Source organism: Bacillus sp. FSL H8-0545, from assembly GCF_038006105.1.
GTDB lineage: Bacteria > Bacillota > Bacilli > Bacillales > Bacillaceae_G > Bacillus_A > Bacillus_A cereus_U.
Genome location: NZ_JBBOUO010000001.1, coordinates 201,906 through 222,155, shown reverse-complemented (window position 1 = coordinate 222,155; position 20,250 = coordinate 201,906). Strand labels below are relative to the sequence as shown.

Genomic DNA, 20,250 nt, shown 5'->3' with positions numbered 1-20,250 from the left:
CTTTCCCCCCTTACTTCAACCGAATACGTGGATCAACAACTGCATATACAACATCCGCTAAAAAGTTTGAAACAATTGTTAAACAAGAAAGAAACATCGTAAATGCCATTAATACTGTATAATCACGGAAATTAAGCGCTTCTAATTGAATATTGCCGATACCTGGCCAGTTGAAAATTTGTTCAATAATAATTGCCCCTGAAAACAATCCTGGTAACTCAAATGCAAGCAATGTAATAGCCGGTAAAATTGCATTTTTTAATGCATGTTTATAAATAACAGTCTTCTCCTTTAAACCTTTTGCTCTAGCCGTTCGAATATAATCTTGCCGTACAACTTCTAACATACTCGTTCTAAAATAGCGAGTTAATGAGCCTACTCCAAGGAGAGTTAAAATAAACACCGGTAAAACCATATGCTTTGAAACCTCTATTACGTAAGCAAGTCCAGTCGAATTACTGCCAACATCAATCATCCCGCCTATCGGTAATAACTTTAAATCAACCGCGAACACTTTAATTAAAAACAAACCGATAAAGAATGAAGGAAATGACATCGCTGCAAAAACACCAATTGTTACAAGCTTATCGAATAAGGAATGTTGCTTTGTTGCTGAAAATACACCGATAATAAGTGCAATTAGCCAAATAAAGAACAATGCAATAACCGCAACAATAAATGAATTCCATATGAATTTATTTAACAATGATGTTACAGGTTCTTGATATTGAAGAGAAAAACCAAAATCCCCCTGCAATGCATTACCTAGCCAGTGGAAATATCGCTCAACAATTGGTTTATTTAAACCATATAGCTCTCTAAGCTCCGCAGCTCTTTGTGGTGTAATCTTTGGATTTGAATCAATATAGTCACCTGGAAGAAGCGCGAACAAAAAAAAGATAATAACTGACGCACCCAACAATGTAGGAATCATTTGTAACAACCTACGAATGATATATGTTTTCACCCTTTTTCTCTCCAATCTTATGCTTAAAATAGAAGAACATTTTTTCAAAGCGGCACTATTAATTGCCGGATGAAAAAATGCCTTCTACTTATACATTCTTATCGTTATTTTTCAAATGATAATACTGGTAAGTTTGCACTAATACTATTGTATTTTTCAGGGTCAATTCCTTTTATATTCCCGTTATAACCCGTGATTGTTCTACGGTAGTTTAATAGAATGACTGGTGGGTCATCACTTAATTCTTTATACAATTCTTTATAAATAGGTTTACGTTTTTCAATATCAACTGTCTCAATACCTTTTTTAATTAACTCATCTACTTTTGTATTCTTATAACCAAGACTAGCCTCATTGACACCAGATACATATTCACCTACAGTCTCGCTCGGATCAGTTGTAATCGGTGTAGAAACAGAAGCTAAATCATAGTCACCTTTGTTTACCTTCGAAAGCATAGTATTAAAGTCCATAAATTCCGGATTAAATTCTACACCTATCTCTTTATAATTCTCTTTCGCAATTGGAATTAATAAATCACTATCCTTAGCCGAACTTGGGCCGAAATAAGAAAGCTTTAATTTTTGACCATCTTTTTCACGAATTCCACCCGAACCAACTTTCCACCCTGCTTCATCTAATAATTTTTTCGCTTTTTCTTTATCGTATTCATATTTATTAACTCCTTCTTCCGTATAAGCCCAAGAAGTTGGATGGATTGGTACACTAGCTACTGTACCGTACCCTTTTAATGCTGTATCAACATACTTTTGGCGATCTAACCCATAAATAAGTGCTTGGCGAACCTTTTTATCCTTTAAGTACGGCTTATTATTATTCATATAAATATAACTAAATGATGCTGCTGTTTCGATTTGAATATTCGCGAATTGTAAACCTTTCGCTTGTTCAAGAACTTCATCACCAGTACCTAGGCCAGTGTAGTCAACCTCACCTGTTTGGAATAATTGAAGCTTCGTATCACCAGCAGTAATTTTATAAATGAAGTTTGGAATTTTCGGTTTACCTGCATAATAATTTTCATTTGCTACAAATCGAACTTCTTGACCAGGAATATACTTTTCAAATTTATATGGGCCCGCAGCTATCGGTTTTCCATATAACTCTTTTAAATAATCTAAACTTGTATTTTGTTTATAGTCTTTTCCATAATAAGCTTTTGATAACACTGGGCCACCTAAAGCAGTTAGTGTCTGGGAATTAACTTTTTCAGTCGTAACTTTAATTGTCTGTGGATCAACAACTTGAATTCCTTCAATAGAAGTTGCTTTACCTTCTTTATATTCTTTTCCGCCTTTAACAGCATATTGAGAAATATCCATTTCACCCTCATATGCCTTATCATGTAAAAGCGTCAATGTGAACGCTACATCATCCGCTGTTAACGGTGAACCATCACTAAATTTTAAATCTTTACGTAAATGGAATGTATATGTTAACTGATCAGAGGAAACATCCCACTTCTCAGCTAATTCTGGAGTTGGTTTTCCTTGTTTATCTGTCGATACAAGAGATGCAAAAATAACAGAAGTTACATTTCCATCCCAGCCATTTTGCTGGAAGTATGGTAAAAAGACACCACCTGGTTTACTAATCCCAACAACTAACGTGTCTTTTCGACTTTTTGCTTTGTCAGGCACTTTCGTCTTATCTGTAGCAGCAATCTTTTCGATTTTTATATTTTTTAAATCTTGCTGTTTAACTGGTTCTGTAGAAGCCGTATCCTCCTGTCCCCCGCAAGCAGATAACACAAACGAACTACTCAGTAATACTGAAAATAAACCAGCCCATTTTTTTGTCTTTTTCTTCATTGTCCCCACCCTAACTTTTTTTTAATAATTACACCTTATGAACTGCTTGCCTTATGTATGCCTCCCACAGCAACATTTTATAGCCAATCGGAAAAGTCGGTTTTCAACGTAAAAAAAACAGATGTTTTTGAGGGGTAACAATCTTATTCCGACCTTTCCGGTAGACTTTATGGTTATTAGCTTATATCTTTCAGTATATTTTGTCAATTATTTCTATATAAATATTTTGAGAGTTCTCCAAAAATTATTGAGCAATATTCAATTTAGGTAAACTTAACAATATACCATTATAGTTATCTTCTTGTAATCCTTGAATTCGTGCGTTGTGAGCAGAAACGACTTTACTATTGTTTAAGAAAATAACAGGTGGATCTTCACTTAACTCTTGATATAGTTTTTTATAGATTTCTTTTCGTTTTTCAATATCCAATGTTTCTAATGCCTGCTTAGCTAATTCATCTACTTTCGGATTATGATATCCATCATAATTACGCTTACTTGTCGAAACAAACTCCTCAATTGTTCCGCTCGGATCATCAATCATCGGTGTGGAGACCATCGCTAAATCATAATCTCCTTTAATTACCTTGGAAATCATCGTATTAAAGTCCATGTATTCTGGGTTGAAATCTACCCCAATCTTTTTATAATCCTCTTTCATAACAGGGATCATCACATCATTGATTTTACTTGCTGATGAGGCAAAATAACTTACCTTCAATTTCTGACCATCTTTTTCACGAATACCATCTGACCCAGCCTTCCATCCTGCTTCATCAAGTAATTTCTTTGCTTTTTCTAAATTATATTCGTATTTATTGATTCCTTCTTCTGTATACGCCCACGAAACTGGTGTAATTGGTACATTAACGAGTGAGGCATAACCTTGGAAATACGTATCAATTACTTTTTGGCGCTCTAATCCGTAAATAAACGCTTGGCGTACACGTTTATCTTTAAAGTATGGCTTCTTATAATTCATTTTAATGTAGCCGTAAGAACTTCCTGTATACACATTAATATTAGCGAAACCTAGCTCTTTTAATTGCTCAATCGTTTCCGCATTTGTCGTGAAGCCATCATAATCTACTTCTCCCGCTTGAAATTGTTGCAAACTCGTATCACCTTTTGTAATTTTATAAATAAAGTGCTCAATTTTCGGTTTACCTTCAAAATAATTTTCATTTGCTACAAAACGAACTTCTTGACCTGGAATATATTTATCTAGTTTATAAGCTCCTGCTCCCATCGGTTTTCCATATAACTCTTTTAAATACTCTAAATTCCCTTGCTTATATTCTTTACCGTAATAAGCTTTTGATATAACTTCTCCACCAATTAACGATAATGTTTGGGCATTTACCTTTTCAGTTGTAATCGTAATTGTTTTCGGATCGATGACTTGAATCCCCTCAATAGATGTAGCCTTTCCTTCTTTATATGCTTGCCCACCCTTTATTGCTGTTTGACTTATATCAGTTGCTCCGCTATATGTCTGGTCATGTAGTAACGTTAATGTAAATGCTACATCGTCCGCTGTTAACGGCGAACCATCACTAAACTTTACATCATCTTTCAAATGTAACGTATATGTAAGCTGATCCTCCGAAATATCCCACTTCTTCGCTAGAATCGGGATTGGTTTTCCTTCCTTATCCAGCCCAACAAGAGGAGCAAAGATAGCTTGCGTTATATTGCCATCCCATCCATTCTCCATGAAATGCGGAAGGAATATCCCGCCAGGGCTCGGCATTCCAATTACAAAAGTATCTTTTCTTTCCTTTGCCTTTGCTGGACTTTTTACTTTGTCACTCGCTTTAATAAATTCATCTTTCACTTTTGGCATCTTTGTTGCTTTATTTGTACTTGTCTCTTCTTGAGCGCATCCTGCTAATAAAACCGATGTACTAAGAAACGTAGCAAATAACCCTTTAAAGACCTTTCGCATAATTCTCACCCTTACTTTCCTATTTTCTAATTGAGTAGTAACATAAAGCTCCTTTCTGTAACTATCCTTATTTTTCATATAAAAATAGTATGAATTAATTTCAAGATTATTCCTTTTCACTAGTTATGTCAATCCTGGCTAATTGATTTCTTTCAAAAAATAAAAAACACCTTCTATTACCTAATAGTCCCGCATAGAATAATAACAATTAACTACCAAGAAGGGGGCGAAAATATGGACAACCTATTCCAATATGTCCTGCACTATGTATTATTAACAATCATGATAGTCGGGGCGTTATTACTATTCCCTTTCTTCCCAAAGTTCGTCCTCTTTTTAGCTTTTTTTATTATGCTCGGGATCGCTATTATAATTTCAACGAGGGAAGATACCACACAAAAAGAAAGCAGAGTTCAGCGCGTAAAGCTGTAACTCTGCTTTCTTTTTTATCTTCAATCCCCAAGTCTCTATTACACACACTTATGTCTTGGGAAATAATTAGCCAATACTTTTGTAATTACTCTTATCAAAAACACTTCTAATAACGTTTATTTTCCTTCTTACCATTTCATATGTTTCTCAACCTATGAAAATTGCGTAACAAAGATTTATCAAAATTACTGTTTCACGTGAAACACATTTTTTATTTATCCCGCATTAACGGGCAGTAAAACTCCCACCTCAAAATTCGGCTGGAGTAAAGAAGTTAGATGGGGGATTAACTGCCCGTAAACGCCCGATTGGTTCAACTAATAATCAGTGGGGGATGAACACCCCCCACTGATTAAAGTTTCACTTTATCCTTTACGTAAAATATTATTATAAAAAAGAAAGCTAATCCCTTCAGCAAAACTGAAAGGAATTAGCTTTCTACTCTTTACTCCACAATATTCTCTAACTCATTATATAACTCCGCTCGTAAAAACTCTTTTTTCGTTTTTTCTTCATACAATTGTTCAAGCATTTCAACATCAACTACATGTTCCATTTTACATTCAAGTGCATATATATCTTCTTCTATATGCATTAACTCGCTTTCAACTTCCTCTAAATTCCTAGCCTTCTTCTTTTTTATAGGCATTACTTCTAACGCTCTATTCCCTTGCTGTTGCTGCTTCTGTTTTGCTACTTGTTTCTCAATTCTTTCTTCCCACTTTTGACGAGCCCATGCATAGTTCCCTGCAAACTCAAATAATTTGTGCTCATCAATCCAATATGTCTTTTCAAACAATTTATTTAAGAAATAACGATCATGTGAAACAGCTAAAATCGTCCCGTTATATTGTTCAAGGGCTTCCTCTAAAACTTCCCTTGATTCAATATCAAGATGATTCGTCGGTTCATCTAAAATGAGAAAGTTAACATCTTGATACATAAGTTGCGCGAGTCTTAACCTCATTTTTTCTCCACCGCTAAGTTGCGTTACTTTCTTAAAAACAGCTGGACCATAAAATAAAAATCGCGCTAATATATGTCTTGCTTCTCCCTCTGTTACAGCTACACAATCTCTGAAAGCTTCCAATACATTGTTCTTCATATTCCCGTACGCATGTTGCGATAAATAACCGATTTTCACACTACTACCAATCCGAATTTCACCAGCATCTTGCTGCATTTCTTCTAGTAGTAGTTTTAATAACGTAGTCTTTCCTGTACCATTACGTCCAACGATAGCTGCGCGCTCCTGAAAACGAATATGCAAATTTGCTTTCTCGAATAAAGATCGTTCAGCAAATCCTTTACTCACTTCTTTCATTACAACAACATCTTTTCCGCTTCTCTCTTGCCCTTCAAACTGAAGTCCCATCTGTTTTCTATCCAAAATGGGTCTCTTTAGTTTCTCTATGCGCTCTAATGCACGTTCCATATTTCTGGCTCTCTTATGCAATCCTTCATTCGGCGGATTCGCTTGATTTGCCCATTCACGTAGACGCTTAATTGCTTCTTTCATTTTCTTTATTTTCTTTTGCTGTTCTTGATACGCTTGAAATTCTTGAAGCAACCTTTCTTCCTTTTCCTCAACAAACTGTGAATAGTTCGTATGATATACGTGAATTTCTCCATCTTCTAAATCAAAAATTTTCGTTACAACTTCATCAAGGAAATAGCGATCATGCGAAATGACCATAACTGTTCCTGTATACTCTTTTAGAAATTGCTCTAACCACTCGACTGCAAATAAGTCCAGATGATTTGTTGGTTCATCTAATAAAAGTAAATCTGGTTTCTGCAATAGCATGTACGCAAGGCTTACTTTTGTTTGTTCTCCACCACTTAACTCCATAAATGATCGGGGAAACAGCTCCGTCACCTGTAGACCATTTGCTACCTTCATAATATTCGCTTCTATCTCATAACCACCGAGAAACGCGTACCTTTCTTGAATTACTCCGTACCTCTCCATCAATTTTTGTAAAGCAGATGATTCCTGTTCTTCCGCCATATTTTTTTCTAAAGCATGCATTTCTATCTCCAACTCTTTTTCCTTTTTAAAAGCGGAGCTTAATACATCATATACATTCATTTCATTATTGAATTTTGGAATTTGTGCTACATGACCGATGCATGTACCTTTCTTCATATGAATGGCTCCTGCATCCAAACTCTCCATTCCTGTTAGAAGCTGAAAGATAGTTGTCTTCCCACTACCGTTACGACCAACTAATCCAATACGTTCTCCATTCTTTATTTCAAGCGATATATTTTCAAATATGATGTTTCCACCAAAAGATTTCTTTACATTATTTACACTACAAATTGTCATTTTCCGTACTCCTTTCAATATAAAAAACCATGGGAAAGAAACATTCCCCATGGTTTTTGGCATAGAAAAAGGAAGCCAAATAGCTCCCTTTTCACACGTTTATCAAAAATGGGTGAAGAGACTTCTATCGTTCAATAGCTACTATGCAATTGTTAAAAAAGGGCATACGTATCCCGTTAACAACTACATCATGAAAAATCGCACGACAAAAATAGATATAATCTAAAAATTTGGCACGCGCAGCTAAAGAACGTTTCATCTCATTCACCCCTTTCGTACGGAATTTAATACTTACTTCTTTATTATACTTTCCCATTTCATGTTTGAATAGTCATTTTTCTGAAAATAATGAAGATAGACTAAACATTTCAATAAGTGACATCAAATCTTACAAAACTGTTATGTTCACGTAATGGAAAGCGATAGTACGACAAGATGCCTCCCTATACAATAAAGATATAAACAAGAGAGACAAAAACAAGGAGGAAACAATCATGATGAAAGAAATCATAAAAGCAATCTTCGAGGTATTAGTGAACGGACAAGCAGTTGTAAAAGAACTAAACGAATTATAAAAAGGAGTGAAGGAATATGATGAACATGGTAAAAATGGTTTTACACGCTTTAGTCGATGCAAAAGCAGTTAGCCAAGAATTAAACCAAAAATAAAAAGGGGTATATGAATATGAAGAAAGCCATTATTGTAATCGCAAGTACAGCAATTTCCTTATACACAATAAAAAATAGAAAAAAGAAACAAAATGAAAATGCTCTATATTATCCATACACACTATTAAAGAAAAAATAAAAGACAAGGTACCCTATTGCAATGAGGATATCTTGTCTTTTATTTTTCCCTATTCCCTTTAAAGGATTTCCTTCTCCTTTTCCCGAATGTATTAAGCGGGATTTTCACATATATTTTAAAGGGGCATATATACAAATGGATACACAACAACTATATTTTTTAAACGATATCGGTAAACAAAAACCAGAAAGTATTCGGAACAGAAGCACTACATGTCCTTTTTGTGACAGAGAAAATTTAACGGATATTTTAGCAACTGAGGGCTCTATTATTTGGTTAAAAAATAAATTCCCTACATTAAAGGATACCTTTCAAACCGTGCTAATCGAAACAGATAATTGCGAAGAACATATTGCAACATATACAGAAGATCATATGAGAAAACTAATTCGCTTCTCTATTCACCATTGGTTAAACTTACAGGAAAACGAAGAATTTACCTCTGTAATTTTATACAAAAATCATGGTCCATTTTCAGGTGGAAGTTTGCACCATGCACACATGCAAATTATCGGAATGAAACATGTAGACTATCTTGAAAATATTGATGAAGCAAATTTCCAAGGGATAATTGTTCAAAAAAATGAACGCATTGAACTCAACATTTCAGAGCGTCCTATTATCGGCTTTACTGAATTTAATATCATCATTGAAGATATTGCATTTATAGATGAAATGGCCAATTATATTCAGCAAACTGTACGTTACATACTGACAGATTTCCACAAAGGGTGTAGTAGTTATAACTTATTCTTCTATCACCTAAATGGAAAAATCATTTGTAAAGTTGTTCCCAGGTTTGTCGTTTCACCATTGTACGTAGGATATAAAATACCGCAAGTTTCTACAAAACTAGAAGATGTGAAAATACAACTAGTGCAGTATTTCACGAGAGAAAAGGATGAAATTATTCATAAAAAAACAGAGTAGGTATAGAAAACCTACTCTTTTATTACACCTTTATTTCGATAGTATACATCCTCTAATCCGATGTTATACTTCATATTGTTATCCGTCCACTCTGGTCCTAAATTCCCTGGCCATCCAGATGTATTCGCTATATATTTCAGTAATGCAAAATCAGTCAAACCTTTTTGCACCCCGCGCTTATAACCTTTCATTAAATGCGGCATTGCAATTTGTGCATTTATACGTGGATCTTTCAGCTCTTCATCAGTTAAATGATCTGGCGCAAGCCCACCACCGCGGTGTAATTGAAACAATCCGAATGAAGTTCCGTTATCTCCAACACTTCTTGGATTTAACCTACTTTCATGTTCGGCAATTGTAAGAGGTATCCATTCCGGAAGGTTTACTTTCTTTGCTTCCTCTATAATGATTTGTTTCATCTGTTTTACTTCTTCTGAATCAACATAGCTTGTTTCATTCATTAGCTTACCCATTCCTTCAGACTTTCCTTGGAAATATAAATACACTCCAAGAACAACTAAAAATCCTACAAAGAATTTCTTCACTACCTCTACCTCTTTCTCCGCTGAAATTTGTCCCCCTTCAGCCTTCCCTTTACAATTACCTACACTCTATCATTCTCTTACCCTTCAATCATAGCAAATAACTATACATATTATCATCATGCTTTAGACCGATTTTGCGAAAAAACAGTTGGTAAATACGTACAAAAATGTAACTTACATGGACTACAACTCATTTATTGTATATAATTGTAAATTGAATTCTATATAGACTAGGAGCATATATAAATGAAAAAATTCCTACTACTCTTTTTTAGCATTTTACTACTCTTTCCTATACATATCTCTGCACAAACATCATCCAAGCCAAAAGTACTTATTTTGTATAGTACAGAAAACAACAAAATTACAAACAATGTACAAATCCTTAATACTCAGTTAGGACACTTTACAAATAATATAACAGTAAAAAGTTTAAAAGAAATGAATGAAACTACTAACTCATCTTCTTATACACATATTGTTTATATTGGAGAGAAAAAAGAAGATTTTTCTACTAAAGCAAAACAATTTCTAGAAAACTTCTCGGGTCCAGTATTAGTTTTAGGACAAAATGTTGAACAATTATCTAATCGTTTTTCTTTCATTACCTCGAAAGAAACCGATATACGAACTCACACTATAGAATATCCGATTCACCAGTTAAAAAATGAATTACATGAAGAACGCTTAATGAAGAAGGTTGAAACAAAAGGAACAGCTCTTGCTTACGCCTTGAGTGCCGATGGAAACCATCCGTTAATCGTTCAGCAAGGAACATCCTATTATGTTGCAACTCCGAACCTTTTTGATTGGATGTCCCATTACGTCGGTGAAATGCTATTTTCTTACTTCGAACAAAAGCCTATGACAAATAAAACTACAGCTTATTTACGTCTTGAAGACGTTCACCCAGCTGTAGATGTAAAGCAATTAAAAGAAATCGCTGAATTACTAAAAGAGAAAAAGCTCCCTTATATGATTACCGTTATCCCTGTTTACAAAGATCCAGACACAGGAAAAACAGTACATTTAAAGGATAACTCTGAATTAATCGATGTTTTACGCTTTATGCAAGATAATGGTGGCTCTATCGTTATGCATGGTTACACACATCAGTTTTATGATAGTGAAACTGGCGAAGGTTTTGAATTTTGGGATGTAAAAACTGATCAACCAATTCGTCAACCGAACCATGAAAAACCAAAAACAAAAGACGATTTCCAATCTACAGAGGACTATAATAAATACGTTAAAAACGGAAAAGCCTTTGAAGAAAAGTATATTAAAGAGCATATTGAAAAAGGGATTACAGAGCTTGTAGAAGCTAAATTGTATCCAGTTGCTTTTGAAGCTCCGCACTATACAATGTCTCAAAAAGGATATGAAATACTATCACAATATTTTTCAACTTATGTAGGACAAATACAACTAAACGATAAAACTTGGAAACCGATGCACTCACCGGCTTATATAAGTACACCTTCATTTTTACATGGGATGAAATTAATTCCTGAAACTGTTGGCTTTATTGAAGAAGATAAGCCACAAGCTATAGCAAAAATGAAAGAACGTGCTTTATCTGTCGAAAAATTATCCGATGGAATTATCGGTGCATTTTATCATCCTTACTTGGGCGTTAAACCATTAAAAGAAGTATTAAAAGAACTAGAAAGTATTCCAAACATAGAGTGGATTGATTTACAAAAAGAAACGAATGAAGTAAAAATGAAAGATATTCATATTACTACTAATAAAGACGGCATTCATGCTGAACAGCCAACAAGTGCGAAGGACATAATTGATTATATAAAACAACATGGGTTCTTCCTTATAATTGGGTTCATTATAATTGTCTTTCTTTTATTATTAAGACGCGCGAAAAAATTAGAGTCATAATAAAAACACCAAGCGAGATGCTTGGTGTTTTTTGCTATCACTCAATAACTTGATAAAATCGCACCGTATTCTCATATATTTGCTCTGCAACTTTCTCTACAGACATTCTTTTTATTACACTAATTTCTTGTAATACATCTTTAATCATTTTAGGGTGCGTCATAACACCATCTTGAAATTCCCATGGCCCATCTGTTTCTACCATCATATATTTTAAAGGATAATACGAAACAATTTTTCTAATTTTCTCCTTATGTAAAACATCCGGTGTGATAGAAATATAATAACCGTTCCTCATCATCCGTTTCATTGTCTCTTCACTTCCTTTAAACCAATGGAAGTGTGCACGTGAAACTTTATATTCTTCAAGTAAATCACATACAGTGTCAGCATCTTCATAAACCGCATGCAGTATAATTGGTAAATCGTATTTACTAGCTAGTTCAACAAACTCTTTTAACACCGCTATGTATGGATCGACAGCAATATTTTCATCTTCTTTCCTTAAATAATATGGGAGTCCCACTTCACCAATCGCAACAATTTCCTCTACATGATCTTCAATTAATTTATAAATTTGCTCATATTCCTCTTTATGAATCGGTTGCTCCGGATGAAAACCTATTGCTGGATGTATAAAAGGATATCGCTTTGCTAAAGATAGAGTTTCTAGGCATGCTTGATAATTCATAGATACTGCAATAAGCCCTTGTATCTCTTTACTGTTTTCCACATCTGTAAGTAATCTACTTTTCTCTTCATCCTCATATTGATCAACATGTATATGGCTATCAATCCATTTCATCTTTATGCCCCCATAAAAAAAACAAGAAAGGGTCTCCCTTCTTGTTTTATCATCTATATTAGTTAACAATTAAATTTGTTATTATATCAAATAATCCAATACATACTATGGCAACAGTAAAGTAGCTACAGAAATCTTTAATTGGAAACTTCACTACTTCTTCTTTACGCATCCCAGTTTTCTCCCTTCTTAATATATCCCTAATTATTTTTTATCTATTTGTATCTATTATGCAAAAAATATGACAAAATTACTATCGAATTAACTTACGTAAACCTTACAATATTGTAAGGTTTAAAAAAAGCCCTCATCTTAAGCTAAGATGAGGGCTATTCAAAGTTAGTTGGTTTTTCGTTCTTCATTAACATTACGAATCAGAAAGTAATACAGTAAGACTTTCTAGTTATAATATATTATATTCACTATCTTCTAACTATCGAATTACATTACAGGATACTTACATGTTTGTAAGATATGTGTAATGTAATTCGATAGTTTCCCTTACCTATATCTCGTACAATAAGGTTAGAAAGTAAGCCAAATAAGAAGCATACTCACATAACCAAATTACATTGCCGGTAGCCCAATCTTCTTATACTTTCATTTTTATTACTGCAATGTGTCCCCTTCCCCTTTATATAAAAAACCCCCTAGTTTATACGAACTAGGGGGTTTTTTTATGAGCTAAAAATATACCCCCACCTAGTATTTTTCCTTTCGACAAAAAATAAATGGGGGTATATTTTCGCTATCTCACCACCAAAAGTTTACTCTTCGCATTTATAGGAATACTTGTAGTCTCAATCTCTTCAATTGACTCACCGTAACGCCCTTTTGCGAACACCTTTAACGCTTCGTCTCTCTTTAACATATGTTTAACAGTTTTCTTTATTTTTTGTTCTCTTCCACGTTCATCAAATGCAATAAATTCATATTCATACCATTCATCACCGACATGTTGACCAATCGTATCCACAATTGTATAGTATTCTTTCGTCGTATAAAGCGGATTATATTTATCGATAACCGGTCCCAGTTTTGTAGGTAGCAATACTACTACTATCGTCACCATAGCTATCACAATAGTAATCATTTTTTTCTTCATAATACTGATTTTCCTCCTCTACAGGATACTTATACATCCATTCTAAAGAGCAGGAATTTAATCTACCATTCAATCCCATTACATTACCCTTACATTTTTGTAAGAATAAAAAAAAGATGAACGAATTTTCTCGTTCATCTTTTAGCTTGCTTTAAAGCCACCACCAAGTACATCACGCACATCGTGAATGACAACGAAGGCATCTTCATCAACTCTACTAATAACTTGCTTTAACTTAACAAGCTCTTGTTTATTAATAACGACATACAATACTTCTTTATTTTTACCAGTATATCCGCCGCGTCCTTCTAATACAGTGACACCGCGTGTCATATTTTTCGTAATAGTCTCTCGAATTAAGTCTGGTTGATTCGAAATAATCGTAACAGCTGTTTTTGTATCCATACCTTCCACGATGAAATCAATCACTTTCGCTCCGACAAATACAGCTACAAGTGTATACATCGCCTTTTCTTGTCCTATTATAAATACAGAACCAGCAATTACAATGATATCAATAATAAGTACGCCTTTTCCGACGCTCCAACCTAAATATTGATTTGCTAACTGCGCTAAAATTGCCGATCCTCCTGATGTACCTCCAGCTTTGAACATACATCCTAATCCGACACCTACAAATACACCAGCGAATAAAGCCGCTAATAATGTATCACTATTTACTTGATACTGAATGTGCTCTGTAACGTATAAAAACAAAGATGTTTCCACAATACCTATAATTGTGTAAACCATCGTTTTCTTATCAAAAAATTTATAACCTACAGCTAATAAAATTGCATTTAAACCAAAATTCACAATTCCTGGTGACCAATCAAATAAATAATAAGTAACAACCGTTAAACCGATGATTCCGCCCTCTGATAAACGGTTTGGAATTGCGAAGTAATTAATACCAATTGCAAATAGTAATGAACCGATTGTAATTAATGCGATTTCCTTTATACGTTGATTAACCATAGTTCATCCCTCCCCCCATTTGACATTGTATCACTATCTCCTAGAGGTTTAGAAGTGGTTTTTATTACGCATTCTTTCTCATAATGACCATGATATTATGTTTAAACAAAGGGGTGATTAATTATTCATATTTGCTCTAACTGCACGAACAAATTGCTCCACATTCACTTCTGAATATACTTAGCTCTAACGGTTTCATGATTACAAGTAAACTCGAAACATGGACGGAAATCTATGTCATCTATATGCAAATATGAGTAATCTTTAAATATTGCGGGATAGTACGGAAATTTCCCGTAAAAAAAGAGACGTCTAGTCGTAGCAACGAAAATCCCATGCCGATATGATAAGGTAAAATCATCTTTCTCAAATATTCCTATCACAAATGCTAAAATTTGTTCGTCATCCTCTACATATTTTTTCATACTTAATAAAAGCTCATTCATGCATATTCCTCCAAATTCTATTCATTGTTTTAACACTTGAAAAGAATCCATGGATTATTACAGACCGGTGTAACTCTTTTATAAAGTATGAAACGGGTTTCTTGTCAAAGACATTTCAAAAAATAATCCGTTATGTGATTATACACATAACGGATAAATACTAAACCGTGGAGCGTTCCACAAGTTTATACGGAATTTCCATCTTTTCTTGTTTAGAACTCTCATCACTTACTTGCCTGTAAAACATTTCAAAAGCCGTCTTACCTATTCCCTTTAAATTTTGGTCAATGGTTGTCAGTTGTAAAACTTGAGAAATCGGTTGATTATCAAAACCAATAATCGCTAAATCTTCAGGAACTTTAATACCTAATTTTTCAACTTCTGTCATGATCCCAATAGCAACTTCATCCCCTGCCACTATTAATGCTTCAGGAGGATTCTCCATCTCCTTGAATTGATGTGCAACTCTTACACCATCTTCTAATGTAAAGCATTCTGTGAAAATCCGATCTTCCATCACTTCTTCATCTATTAATTGCAGCTGTTGTTTATAAGCATCAAAACGTTTCTTACTACTTGGCCCTAACTTTCTTCCCGTACAATATCCAATCTTCTTATAACCTTTTTCAATAAGGTAACTCATCCCTAATTGAAAGGCATTAAAATGATCTGTATATACACTCGATATGCTTTCAATATCATTATCCTCACAAGCAATAACCGCCCCATACGCTGCATAAGGCTCTATAATTTCCCACTCATTGGCACGAGAACAAATGATAAGACCGTCTAGTTGCTTTGTTTTCAACATATGTAAACTTTTCATTTCTTCTTTTTTATTGTAGTTCGTTTGACAAAGAAGCACTCGATAATTATGAGCTAACGCAACTTCCATCATTCCACCCACCATCGCATCAAAAGACGGATGATTAATATAAGGTAAAATCACGCCAACAATATTCGTCTTCCCTTTTGATAAATGAACAGCATTTGCATTTTGTGAGTAATTCAATTTCTCAACTATTTCTAAAACAACTTTCCTTTTTTCTTCACTTACATATGGATGATCATTTAATACCCTCGAAACAGTCGTAACTGAAACCCCAGCCATCTTTGCAATATCTTTAATATTAGCCATACACTCACCTCTACTTTTAATTTAATAAATCACATGAACATATGTCAAATCTTCTCATCATTACACTTTCATTCGTTTTTCTTACAAAAGTGTAATTTTCCTGTAAGCTAATTCGATAGTGACTCTCCGTAATATTTCATACAATTAAGTCAGAAACAAGGCAACAACTATTCGAAAAGGAGCGGATCTATATGATGAACAAAATGAAAACGAACAATTTCTTAAATACAATGGGCATGGTATTTTCCGCTCTTATCGATGCAAAAGCTGTTGCTTCTACATTAAACAAGTAAGGAGAATTTATAATGAATAACATGACTTTTAACAAATTAGATTTTTTAGGCCTAGCTAGCGGCTCGATTCTTCTTACTGCTTTCATTTACACCGCTACGCTTATATAACTTTGTGTCCCCTTTCCCCTTTATATAAATAATAATAGAAAAGACGACCGTCTATGCCCGGTCGTCTTTTCTTACTTTTAATTTGGCTGTAAAACTTCCTTTAGTTCTTCAAACTTTGCATTTAATTCATCTGTCATCATTTTCATAGCCGTTTTTCGATTTATTTGTTCTTCAGCATCAATTTGAATTGGATCTCCAAAAACTAATTGCGCTTTTTTTCCTTTTATCAATTCTTTTATACTTGATGGGCCAATATAAGCTGCCGGTACTAACGGAACGTTAGAACGCATTGCAATCGTAACAGCCCCAGCTTTTAATGAAACGTCTTCTGATGATCTCGTCCCACTTGGGAAAATCCCTACTACTTTTCCCTCTTTTAATAAACGCGATGGAATTTTCAATGTGCTTGGCCCTGGATTCGCACGGTCTACAGGGAACGCATTTACATTTTTAAAAAACCAATTTTTAAATTTACCTTCAAACAATTCTTTTTTTGCCATGTAATGAATTTGAGTTGGATACATTCCTGCAGCTAACATTAAAACATCCATAAAACTTGTATGTGTGCATGCAACAACGTAAGGGCCACCTTCCGGTAATTTCTCTCTCCCTTGTACTTCTACTTTCCCAGCTGTTTTAAATATATATTTCAACGAAAATGTAATTAGTTTATACATTTGTTTCGTTCCTTTCTGAATATCCGAAGTATAATCATTTTCTTATAACGATTATAACACTAAGTTTTAGGAGTTGGTAATAAAAATAAGTATTTATAGTTAAATTTCAATTCTTACAAAAGTGTAATTTTCTTGTAAGCTAATTCGATAGTGACTCCCTCCACTATCTTATACAATTAAGTCAGAAAGTAACAACAACCATTTGAAAAGGAGCGGATCTATATGATGAACAAAATGAAAACGAACAATTTCTTAAATACAATGGGCATGGTATTTTCCGCTCTTATCGATGCAAAAGCTGTTGCTTCTACATTAAACAAGTAAGGAGAATTTATAATGAATAACATAACTTTTAACAAATTAGATTTTTTAGGCCTAGCTAGCGGCTCGATTCTTCTTACTGCTTTCACTTACGCCGCTACGCTTATATAACTTTGTGTCCCCTTTCCCCTTTATCCCGCATTAACGGGCAGTAAGACTCCCACCTCAAAATTCGGCTGTAGCAAAGAAGTTAGGTGAGAGATCCACTGCCCGTAAACGCCCGATTGGTGAGGGCTAATAATCAGTGGGGAATGAACAAAATCCCCACTGATTAAAGTTTCACTTTATATAGAAAAAGACGACCGTCTATGCCGGTCGTCTTTTTAATTTTTTCTTTCCTTCAATTCTTTTAAAAGCTGTATCAGTTCAGCTTGTTGTTTTATATTCTTACGACCATTTCGATTAATTGCTGCAAGCTCGCAGGCAACTCCAGCAGCAAAGAAAAACAATAAACTTTCTAACATGTAAAAATCCTCCAGTTGCCTATTAAACAGCTTGACGCAATTGCTCTTCTTGTAAAACTTGTTTATTTATATTTTCTTCTTTTCTCTGACAAACATTATTACGAATAAGCGCTGCAATAACAAATAATGTTCCTAATACATCAAATGTCGTTATTTTATATCCTTGCATCATCATAATAACTAAAGTAGTAATTGGCACAAAGTTAATAAATAAAATACCATTAATTGATGATAAGATTTTCACACCGTAGTTCCAAGCAAGTAGTGCTACGATACCTGGTAATGTCATCATAAATAACAAATCATACTTCACAACAGAAATCGTTCCCATACTTGGAACTGATACATATCCAAGTGAGGTAATGATCATAGTTATAATTCCTGTAACTGCTGTCCCAAATACACAAGTTAATGTTGAATAACGTAATGTTGACCAATCGCTACACGTTTGACCACCCATCGTATAAATAACCCAGCCTACAACACCAACAAATATAAATGCTAGTGAAAACATATTATCTTTCAATGTTAAAAAGAAACTCATATCACCTTTCGTAATAACAAATACAGCCCCTACAAACGCGATAATCATGCTCGTTATCATATACTTCTTCGGCTTTATATTTTTATATCCCCATAAAATACAAATTGAAATCATCGGCATAAGCGCCTCCATAATAGAAGCTACCATTACACCTGATTTTCCCATTAACATTTGTCCTAGAAAAATTAATACATTGTATACGGTAAACGCCATTGTTCCAAAAAAGATGAGTAACTTTCCTCTTCCTTCTAAGCGAAATGCTTTCTTTCCTTCTTTCATTAGCAATAATACAATCAGTACAATTGCTACCGCCCCATAACGAATAAACGAAAAATAAAACGGATCTATGTATTCTAGCGCATGATCAGCAACCGGAAACATCGCTCCCCATGACATACTTGCAATTAAACATGCCAACGCACCTATTATCATTTGACTTCTTCTCACCGCAATCCCTCACTTCTTTCTATTTGCACAAAGAGAATTGTAAAAGAAAAAATATATCACGTAAAATGATTCAAAATGATGTTAACTATCATTTATAATGATAGTTAACATCAAGGGGGAGCATACAATGGAATTACGAGACTTACAAATCTTCCAGAGCGTTGCTGACCGAGGTAGTGTAAGTAGCGCAGCAAAAGAATTAAATTACGTACAATCAAATGTAACAGCACGTATTAAACAGTTAGAAAACGAATTAAAAACACCGCTCTTTTACCGTCATAAACGAGGCATGACTTTAACAGCTGAAGGTAGAAAAATGCTCGTCTATGTTAATAAAATTTTGCAAGATGTTGACGAGCTAAAACAAGTATTTTTAGATGGTGAAACACCATCTGGTATATTAAAAATCGGTACAGTTGAAACAGTAAGTACATTACCTACCATTTTGTCTTCTTACTATAAAAGCTATCCAAATGTCGATTTATCATTACAAGCCGGTCTAACGGAAGAACTTATTAGAGAAGTACTCGATCATCAATTAGATGGTGCTTTTATATCAGGACCAATAAAACACCCACTAATTGAACAATACGATGTTAGTACCGAGAAATTAATGCTTGTTACACAAAATAAAGCTTTTCATATAGAAGAATTTACTACGACGCCCCTACTCGTTTTTAATCAAGGATGTGGGTACCGTTCCAAGCTAGAACGATGGCTTAAAGATGAAGGTTTGCTACCAAAAAGAATTATGGAATTTAACATATTAGAAACAATATTAAACAGTGTTGCACTCGGTCTTGGAATTACACTCGTACCACAGTCTGCCGTTCAGCATCTTTCTACAGCAGGTAAAGTACACTGTCATCCGATTCCCGAGAAATACGGTAGTATTTCAACTGTTTTCATACGCCGTAAAGATAGTTACATGACCAATTCGATGCGAAGCTTTTTAAAAACAATTAAAGAGCATCATCACATCAATATGCTTTAAAAGACATTCTTACACGAATGTCTTTTTTTCTTACAAAAGTGTAAGTCTTCCGTAAGCTAATTCGATAGTTGTAATTCATCATCTCCCCTATAATTAAGACATGAGGCAGGGCAACAAAAATTCGAAAAGGAGCGGATACGCATGATGAACAAAATGAAAACAAACAAATTTTTCAATACAATGGGCATGGTGCTATCCGCACTTATCGATGCAAAAGCAGTTGCAACTACATTAAACAAA

20 protein-coding genes and 1 pseudogene are annotated in these 20,250 nt (G+C 34.3%); 7 read left to right on the top strand and 14 right to left on the bottom strand.

Annotated features, from left to right (window positions below; translation table 11 throughout):
* Positions 1–10: 10 nt before the first annotated feature.
* From MHI07_RS01260 to MHI07_RS01250, 3 genes are all read right to left on the bottom strand, one after another.
* Entirely contained in the window at positions 11–967 is a 957-nt protein-coding gene (locus MHI07_RS01260) for an ABC transporter permease (RefSeq protein ID WP_016103351.1), read from the bottom strand.
* A gap of 104 nt (positions 968–1,071) precedes the next feature.
* On the bottom strand, positions 1,072–2,799 hold the full coding sequence (locus tag MHI07_RS01255) for an ABC transporter substrate-binding protein (RefSeq protein ID WP_340821532.1): 1,728 nt from the start codon (positions 2,797–2,799) through the stop codon (positions 1,072–1,074).
* A gap of 244 nt (positions 2,800–3,043) precedes the next feature.
* Entirely contained in the window at positions 3,044–4,747 is a 1,704-nt protein-coding gene (locus tag MHI07_RS01250) for an ABC transporter substrate-binding protein (protein ID WP_340821529.1), read from the bottom strand.
* Positions 4,748–4,981: 234 nt separating this feature from the next.
* On the opposite strand from MHI07_RS01250, the gene MHI07_RS01245 reads away from it, so the two are divergent.
* Positions 4,982–5,179: a hypothetical protein gene (locus MHI07_RS01245; protein WP_000369259.1), complete on the top strand. Its 198-nt coding sequence runs from the start codon at positions 4,982–4,984 to the stop codon at positions 5,177–5,179.
* Between the two features lie 445 nt (positions 5,180–5,624).
* On the opposite strand, the gene abc-f is transcribed toward MHI07_RS01245, so the two are convergent.
* Positions 5,625–7,511, bottom strand: coding sequence for a ribosomal protection-like ABC-F family protein (abc-f, locus tag MHI07_RS01240; protein ID WP_340821528.1), 1,887 nt, complete (start codon positions 7,509–7,511; stop codon positions 5,625–5,627).
* Between the two features lie 124 nt (positions 7,512–7,635).
* On the bottom strand, positions 7,636–7,770 hold the full coding sequence (locus tag MHI07_RS01235) for an RAxF-45 family protein (RefSeq protein ID WP_079999070.1): 135 nt from the start codon (positions 7,768–7,770) through the stop codon (positions 7,636–7,638).
* 420 nt (positions 7,771–8,190) lie between these two features.
* Between MHI07_RS01235 and MHI07_RS01230 the strand changes: the two genes are divergently transcribed.
* Positions 8,191–8,319 (top strand): hypothetical protein, encoded by a 129-nt coding sequence (locus MHI07_RS01230; protein ID WP_002159552.1) that lies wholly within the window; start codon positions 8,191–8,193, stop codon positions 8,317–8,319.
* 135 nt (positions 8,320–8,454) lie between these two features.
* On the top strand, positions 8,455–9,249 hold the full coding sequence (locus MHI07_RS01225; RefSeq protein ID WP_033710530.1) for a DUF4931 domain-containing protein: 795 nt from the start codon (positions 8,455–8,457) through the stop codon (positions 9,247–9,249).
* An 11-nt stretch (positions 9,250–9,260) separates the two neighbouring features.
* Here the strand turns inward: MHI07_RS01225 and MHI07_RS01220 are convergent, their stop codons facing one another.
* Positions 9,261–9,794 (bottom strand): transglycosylase SLT domain-containing protein, encoded by a 534-nt coding sequence (locus MHI07_RS01220; protein ID WP_002159554.1) that lies wholly within the window; start codon positions 9,792–9,794, stop codon positions 9,261–9,263.
* 246 nt (positions 9,795–10,040) lie between these two features.
* On the opposite strand from MHI07_RS01220, the gene MHI07_RS01215 reads away from it, so the two are divergent.
* The gene (locus MHI07_RS01215; protein WP_340821524.1) at positions 10,041–11,690 is read left to right on the top strand and encodes a polysaccharide deacetylase family protein; all 1,650 of its coding nucleotides are present in this window, start codon (positions 10,041–10,043) and stop codon (positions 11,688–11,690) included.
* 37 nt (positions 11,691–11,727) lie between these two features.
* Here the strand turns inward: MHI07_RS01215 and MHI07_RS01210 are convergent, their stop codons facing one another.
* The 5 genes and pseudogenes from MHI07_RS01210 to MHI07_RS01190 all read right to left on the bottom strand — a co-directional run bounded on the left by MHI07_RS01210 (position 11,728) and on the right by MHI07_RS01190 (position 16,162).
* A complete protein-coding gene (locus MHI07_RS01210) occupies positions 11,728–12,495 on the bottom strand; it encodes a TatD family hydrolase (RefSeq protein ID WP_340821523.1) in 768 nt (255 codons plus the stop codon).
* Between the two features lie 748 nt (positions 12,496–13,243).
* Positions 13,244–13,600 carry a YxeA family protein gene (locus MHI07_RS01205; protein ID WP_340821521.1) on the bottom strand — a complete coding sequence of 119 codons (357 nt, stop codon included), beginning with the start codon at positions 13,598–13,600 and terminating at the stop codon, positions 13,244–13,246.
* A gap of 141 nt (positions 13,601–13,741) precedes the next feature.
* Positions 13,742–14,578 carry a YitT family protein gene (locus MHI07_RS01200; RefSeq protein ID WP_002159558.1) on the bottom strand — a complete coding sequence of 279 codons (837 nt, stop codon included), beginning with the start codon at positions 14,576–14,578 and terminating at the stop codon, positions 13,742–13,744.
* Between the two features lie 117 nt (positions 14,579–14,695).
* Positions 14,696–15,024 (bottom strand): annotated as a pseudogene (locus MHI07_RS01195) (PH domain-containing protein).
* Positions 15,025–15,184: 160 nt separating this feature from the next.
* Positions 15,185–16,162, bottom strand: a complete 978-nt coding sequence (locus tag MHI07_RS01190; protein ID WP_002159560.1) for a LacI family DNA-binding transcriptional regulator — start codon at positions 16,160–16,162, stop codon at positions 15,185–15,187.
* A 305-nt stretch (positions 16,163–16,467) separates the two neighbouring features.
* Between MHI07_RS01190 and MHI07_RS01185 the strand changes: the two genes are divergently transcribed.
* The gene (locus MHI07_RS01185) at positions 16,468–16,563 is read left to right on the top strand and encodes a DUF3948 family protein (protein WP_340821517.1); all 96 of its coding nucleotides are present in this window, start codon (positions 16,468–16,470) and stop codon (positions 16,561–16,563) included.
* 77 nt (positions 16,564–16,640) lie between these two features.
* Here MHI07_RS01185 and MHI07_RS01180 read toward each other — a convergent pair whose 3' ends face one another.
* On the bottom strand, positions 16,641–17,240 hold the full coding sequence (locus MHI07_RS01180; protein ID WP_340821515.1) for a lysophospholipid acyltransferase family protein: 600 nt from the start codon (positions 17,238–17,240) through the stop codon (positions 16,641–16,643).
* A gap of 336 nt (positions 17,241–17,576) precedes the next feature.
* Between MHI07_RS01180 and MHI07_RS01175 the strand changes: the two genes are divergently transcribed.
* Positions 17,577–17,672: a DUF3948 family protein gene (locus MHI07_RS01175; RefSeq protein WP_340821513.1), complete on the top strand. Its 96-nt coding sequence runs from the start codon at positions 17,577–17,579 to the stop codon at positions 17,670–17,672.
* Between the two features lie 212 nt (positions 17,673–17,884).
* On the opposite strand, the gene MHI07_RS01170 is transcribed toward MHI07_RS01175, so the two are convergent.
* Positions 17,885–18,025 (bottom strand): YrzO family protein, encoded by a 141-nt coding sequence (locus tag MHI07_RS01170; protein WP_002151322.1) that lies wholly within the window; start codon positions 18,023–18,025, stop codon positions 17,885–17,887.
* 22 nt (positions 18,026–18,047) lie between these two features.
* The gene (locus MHI07_RS01165) at positions 18,048–19,016 is read right to left on the bottom strand and encodes a DMT family transporter (RefSeq protein ID WP_215572269.1); all 969 of its coding nucleotides are present in this window, start codon (positions 19,014–19,016) and stop codon (positions 18,048–18,050) included.
* 127 nt (positions 19,017–19,143) lie between these two features.
* Here MHI07_RS01165 and MHI07_RS01160 point away from each other — a divergent pair, with 127 nt between their 5' ends.
* Positions 19,144–20,010, top strand: a complete 867-nt coding sequence (locus MHI07_RS01160) for a LysR family transcriptional regulator (RefSeq protein WP_016103332.1) — start codon at positions 19,144–19,146, stop codon at positions 20,008–20,010.
* Positions 20,011–20,250: the final 240 nt, after the last annotated feature.

Coding starts and splice junctions, on each gene's coding strand:
- MHI07_RS01225 (WP_033710530.1), top strand. CDS start 8,455: ATGGATACACAACAACTATATTTTTTAAACGATATCGGTAAACAAAAA.
- MHI07_RS01250 (WP_340821529.1), bottom strand. CDS start 4,747: ATGCGAAAGGTCTTTAAAGGGTTATTTGCTACGTTTCTTAGTACATCG.
- MHI07_RS01205 (WP_340821521.1), bottom strand. CDS start 13,600: ATGAAGAAAAAAATGATTACTATTGTGATAGCTATGGTGACGATAGTA.
- abc-f (WP_340821528.1), bottom strand. CDS start 7,511: ATGACAATTTGTAGTGTAAATAATGTAAAGAAATCTTTTGGTGGAAAC.
- MHI07_RS01200 (WP_002159558.1), bottom strand. CDS start 14,578: ATGGTTAATCAACGTATAAAGGAAATCGCATTAATTACAATCGGTTCA.
- MHI07_RS01175 (WP_340821513.1), top strand. CDS start 17,577: ATGAATAACATAACTTTTAACAAATTAGATTTTTTAGGCCTAGCTAGC.
- MHI07_RS01215 (WP_340821524.1), top strand. CDS start 10,041: ATGAAAAAATTCCTACTACTCTTTTTTAGCATTTTACTACTCTTTCCT.
- MHI07_RS01245 (WP_000369259.1), top strand. CDS start 4,982: ATGGACAACCTATTCCAATATGTCCTGCACTATGTATTATTAACAATC.
- MHI07_RS01160 (WP_016103332.1), top strand. CDS start 19,144: ATGGAATTACGAGACTTACAAATCTTCCAGAGCGTTGCTGACCGAGGT.
- MHI07_RS01170 (WP_002151322.1), bottom strand. CDS start 18,025: ATGTTAGAAAGTTTATTGTTTTTCTTTGCTGCTGGAGTTGCCTGCGAG.
- MHI07_RS01255 (WP_340821532.1), bottom strand. CDS start 2,799: ATGAAGAAAAAGACAAAAAAATGGGCTGGTTTATTTTCAGTATTACTG.
- MHI07_RS01235 (WP_079999070.1), bottom strand. CDS start 7,770: ATGAAACGTTCTTTAGCTGCGCGTGCCAAATTTTTAGATTATATCTAT.
- MHI07_RS01180 (WP_340821515.1), bottom strand. CDS start 17,240: ATGTATAAACTAATTACATTTTCGTTGAAATATATATTTAAAACAGCT.
- MHI07_RS01190 (WP_002159560.1), bottom strand. CDS start 16,162: ATGGCTAATATTAAAGATATTGCAAAGATGGCTGGGGTTTCAGTTACG.
- MHI07_RS01185 (WP_340821517.1), top strand. CDS start 16,468: ATGAATAACATGACTTTTAACAAATTAGATTTTTTAGGCCTAGCTAGC.
- MHI07_RS01230 (WP_002159552.1), top strand. CDS start 8,191: ATGAATATGAAGAAAGCCATTATTGTAATCGCAAGTACAGCAATTTCC.
- MHI07_RS01210 (WP_340821523.1), bottom strand. CDS start 12,495: ATGAAATGGATTGATAGCCATATACATGTTGATCAATATGAGGATGAA.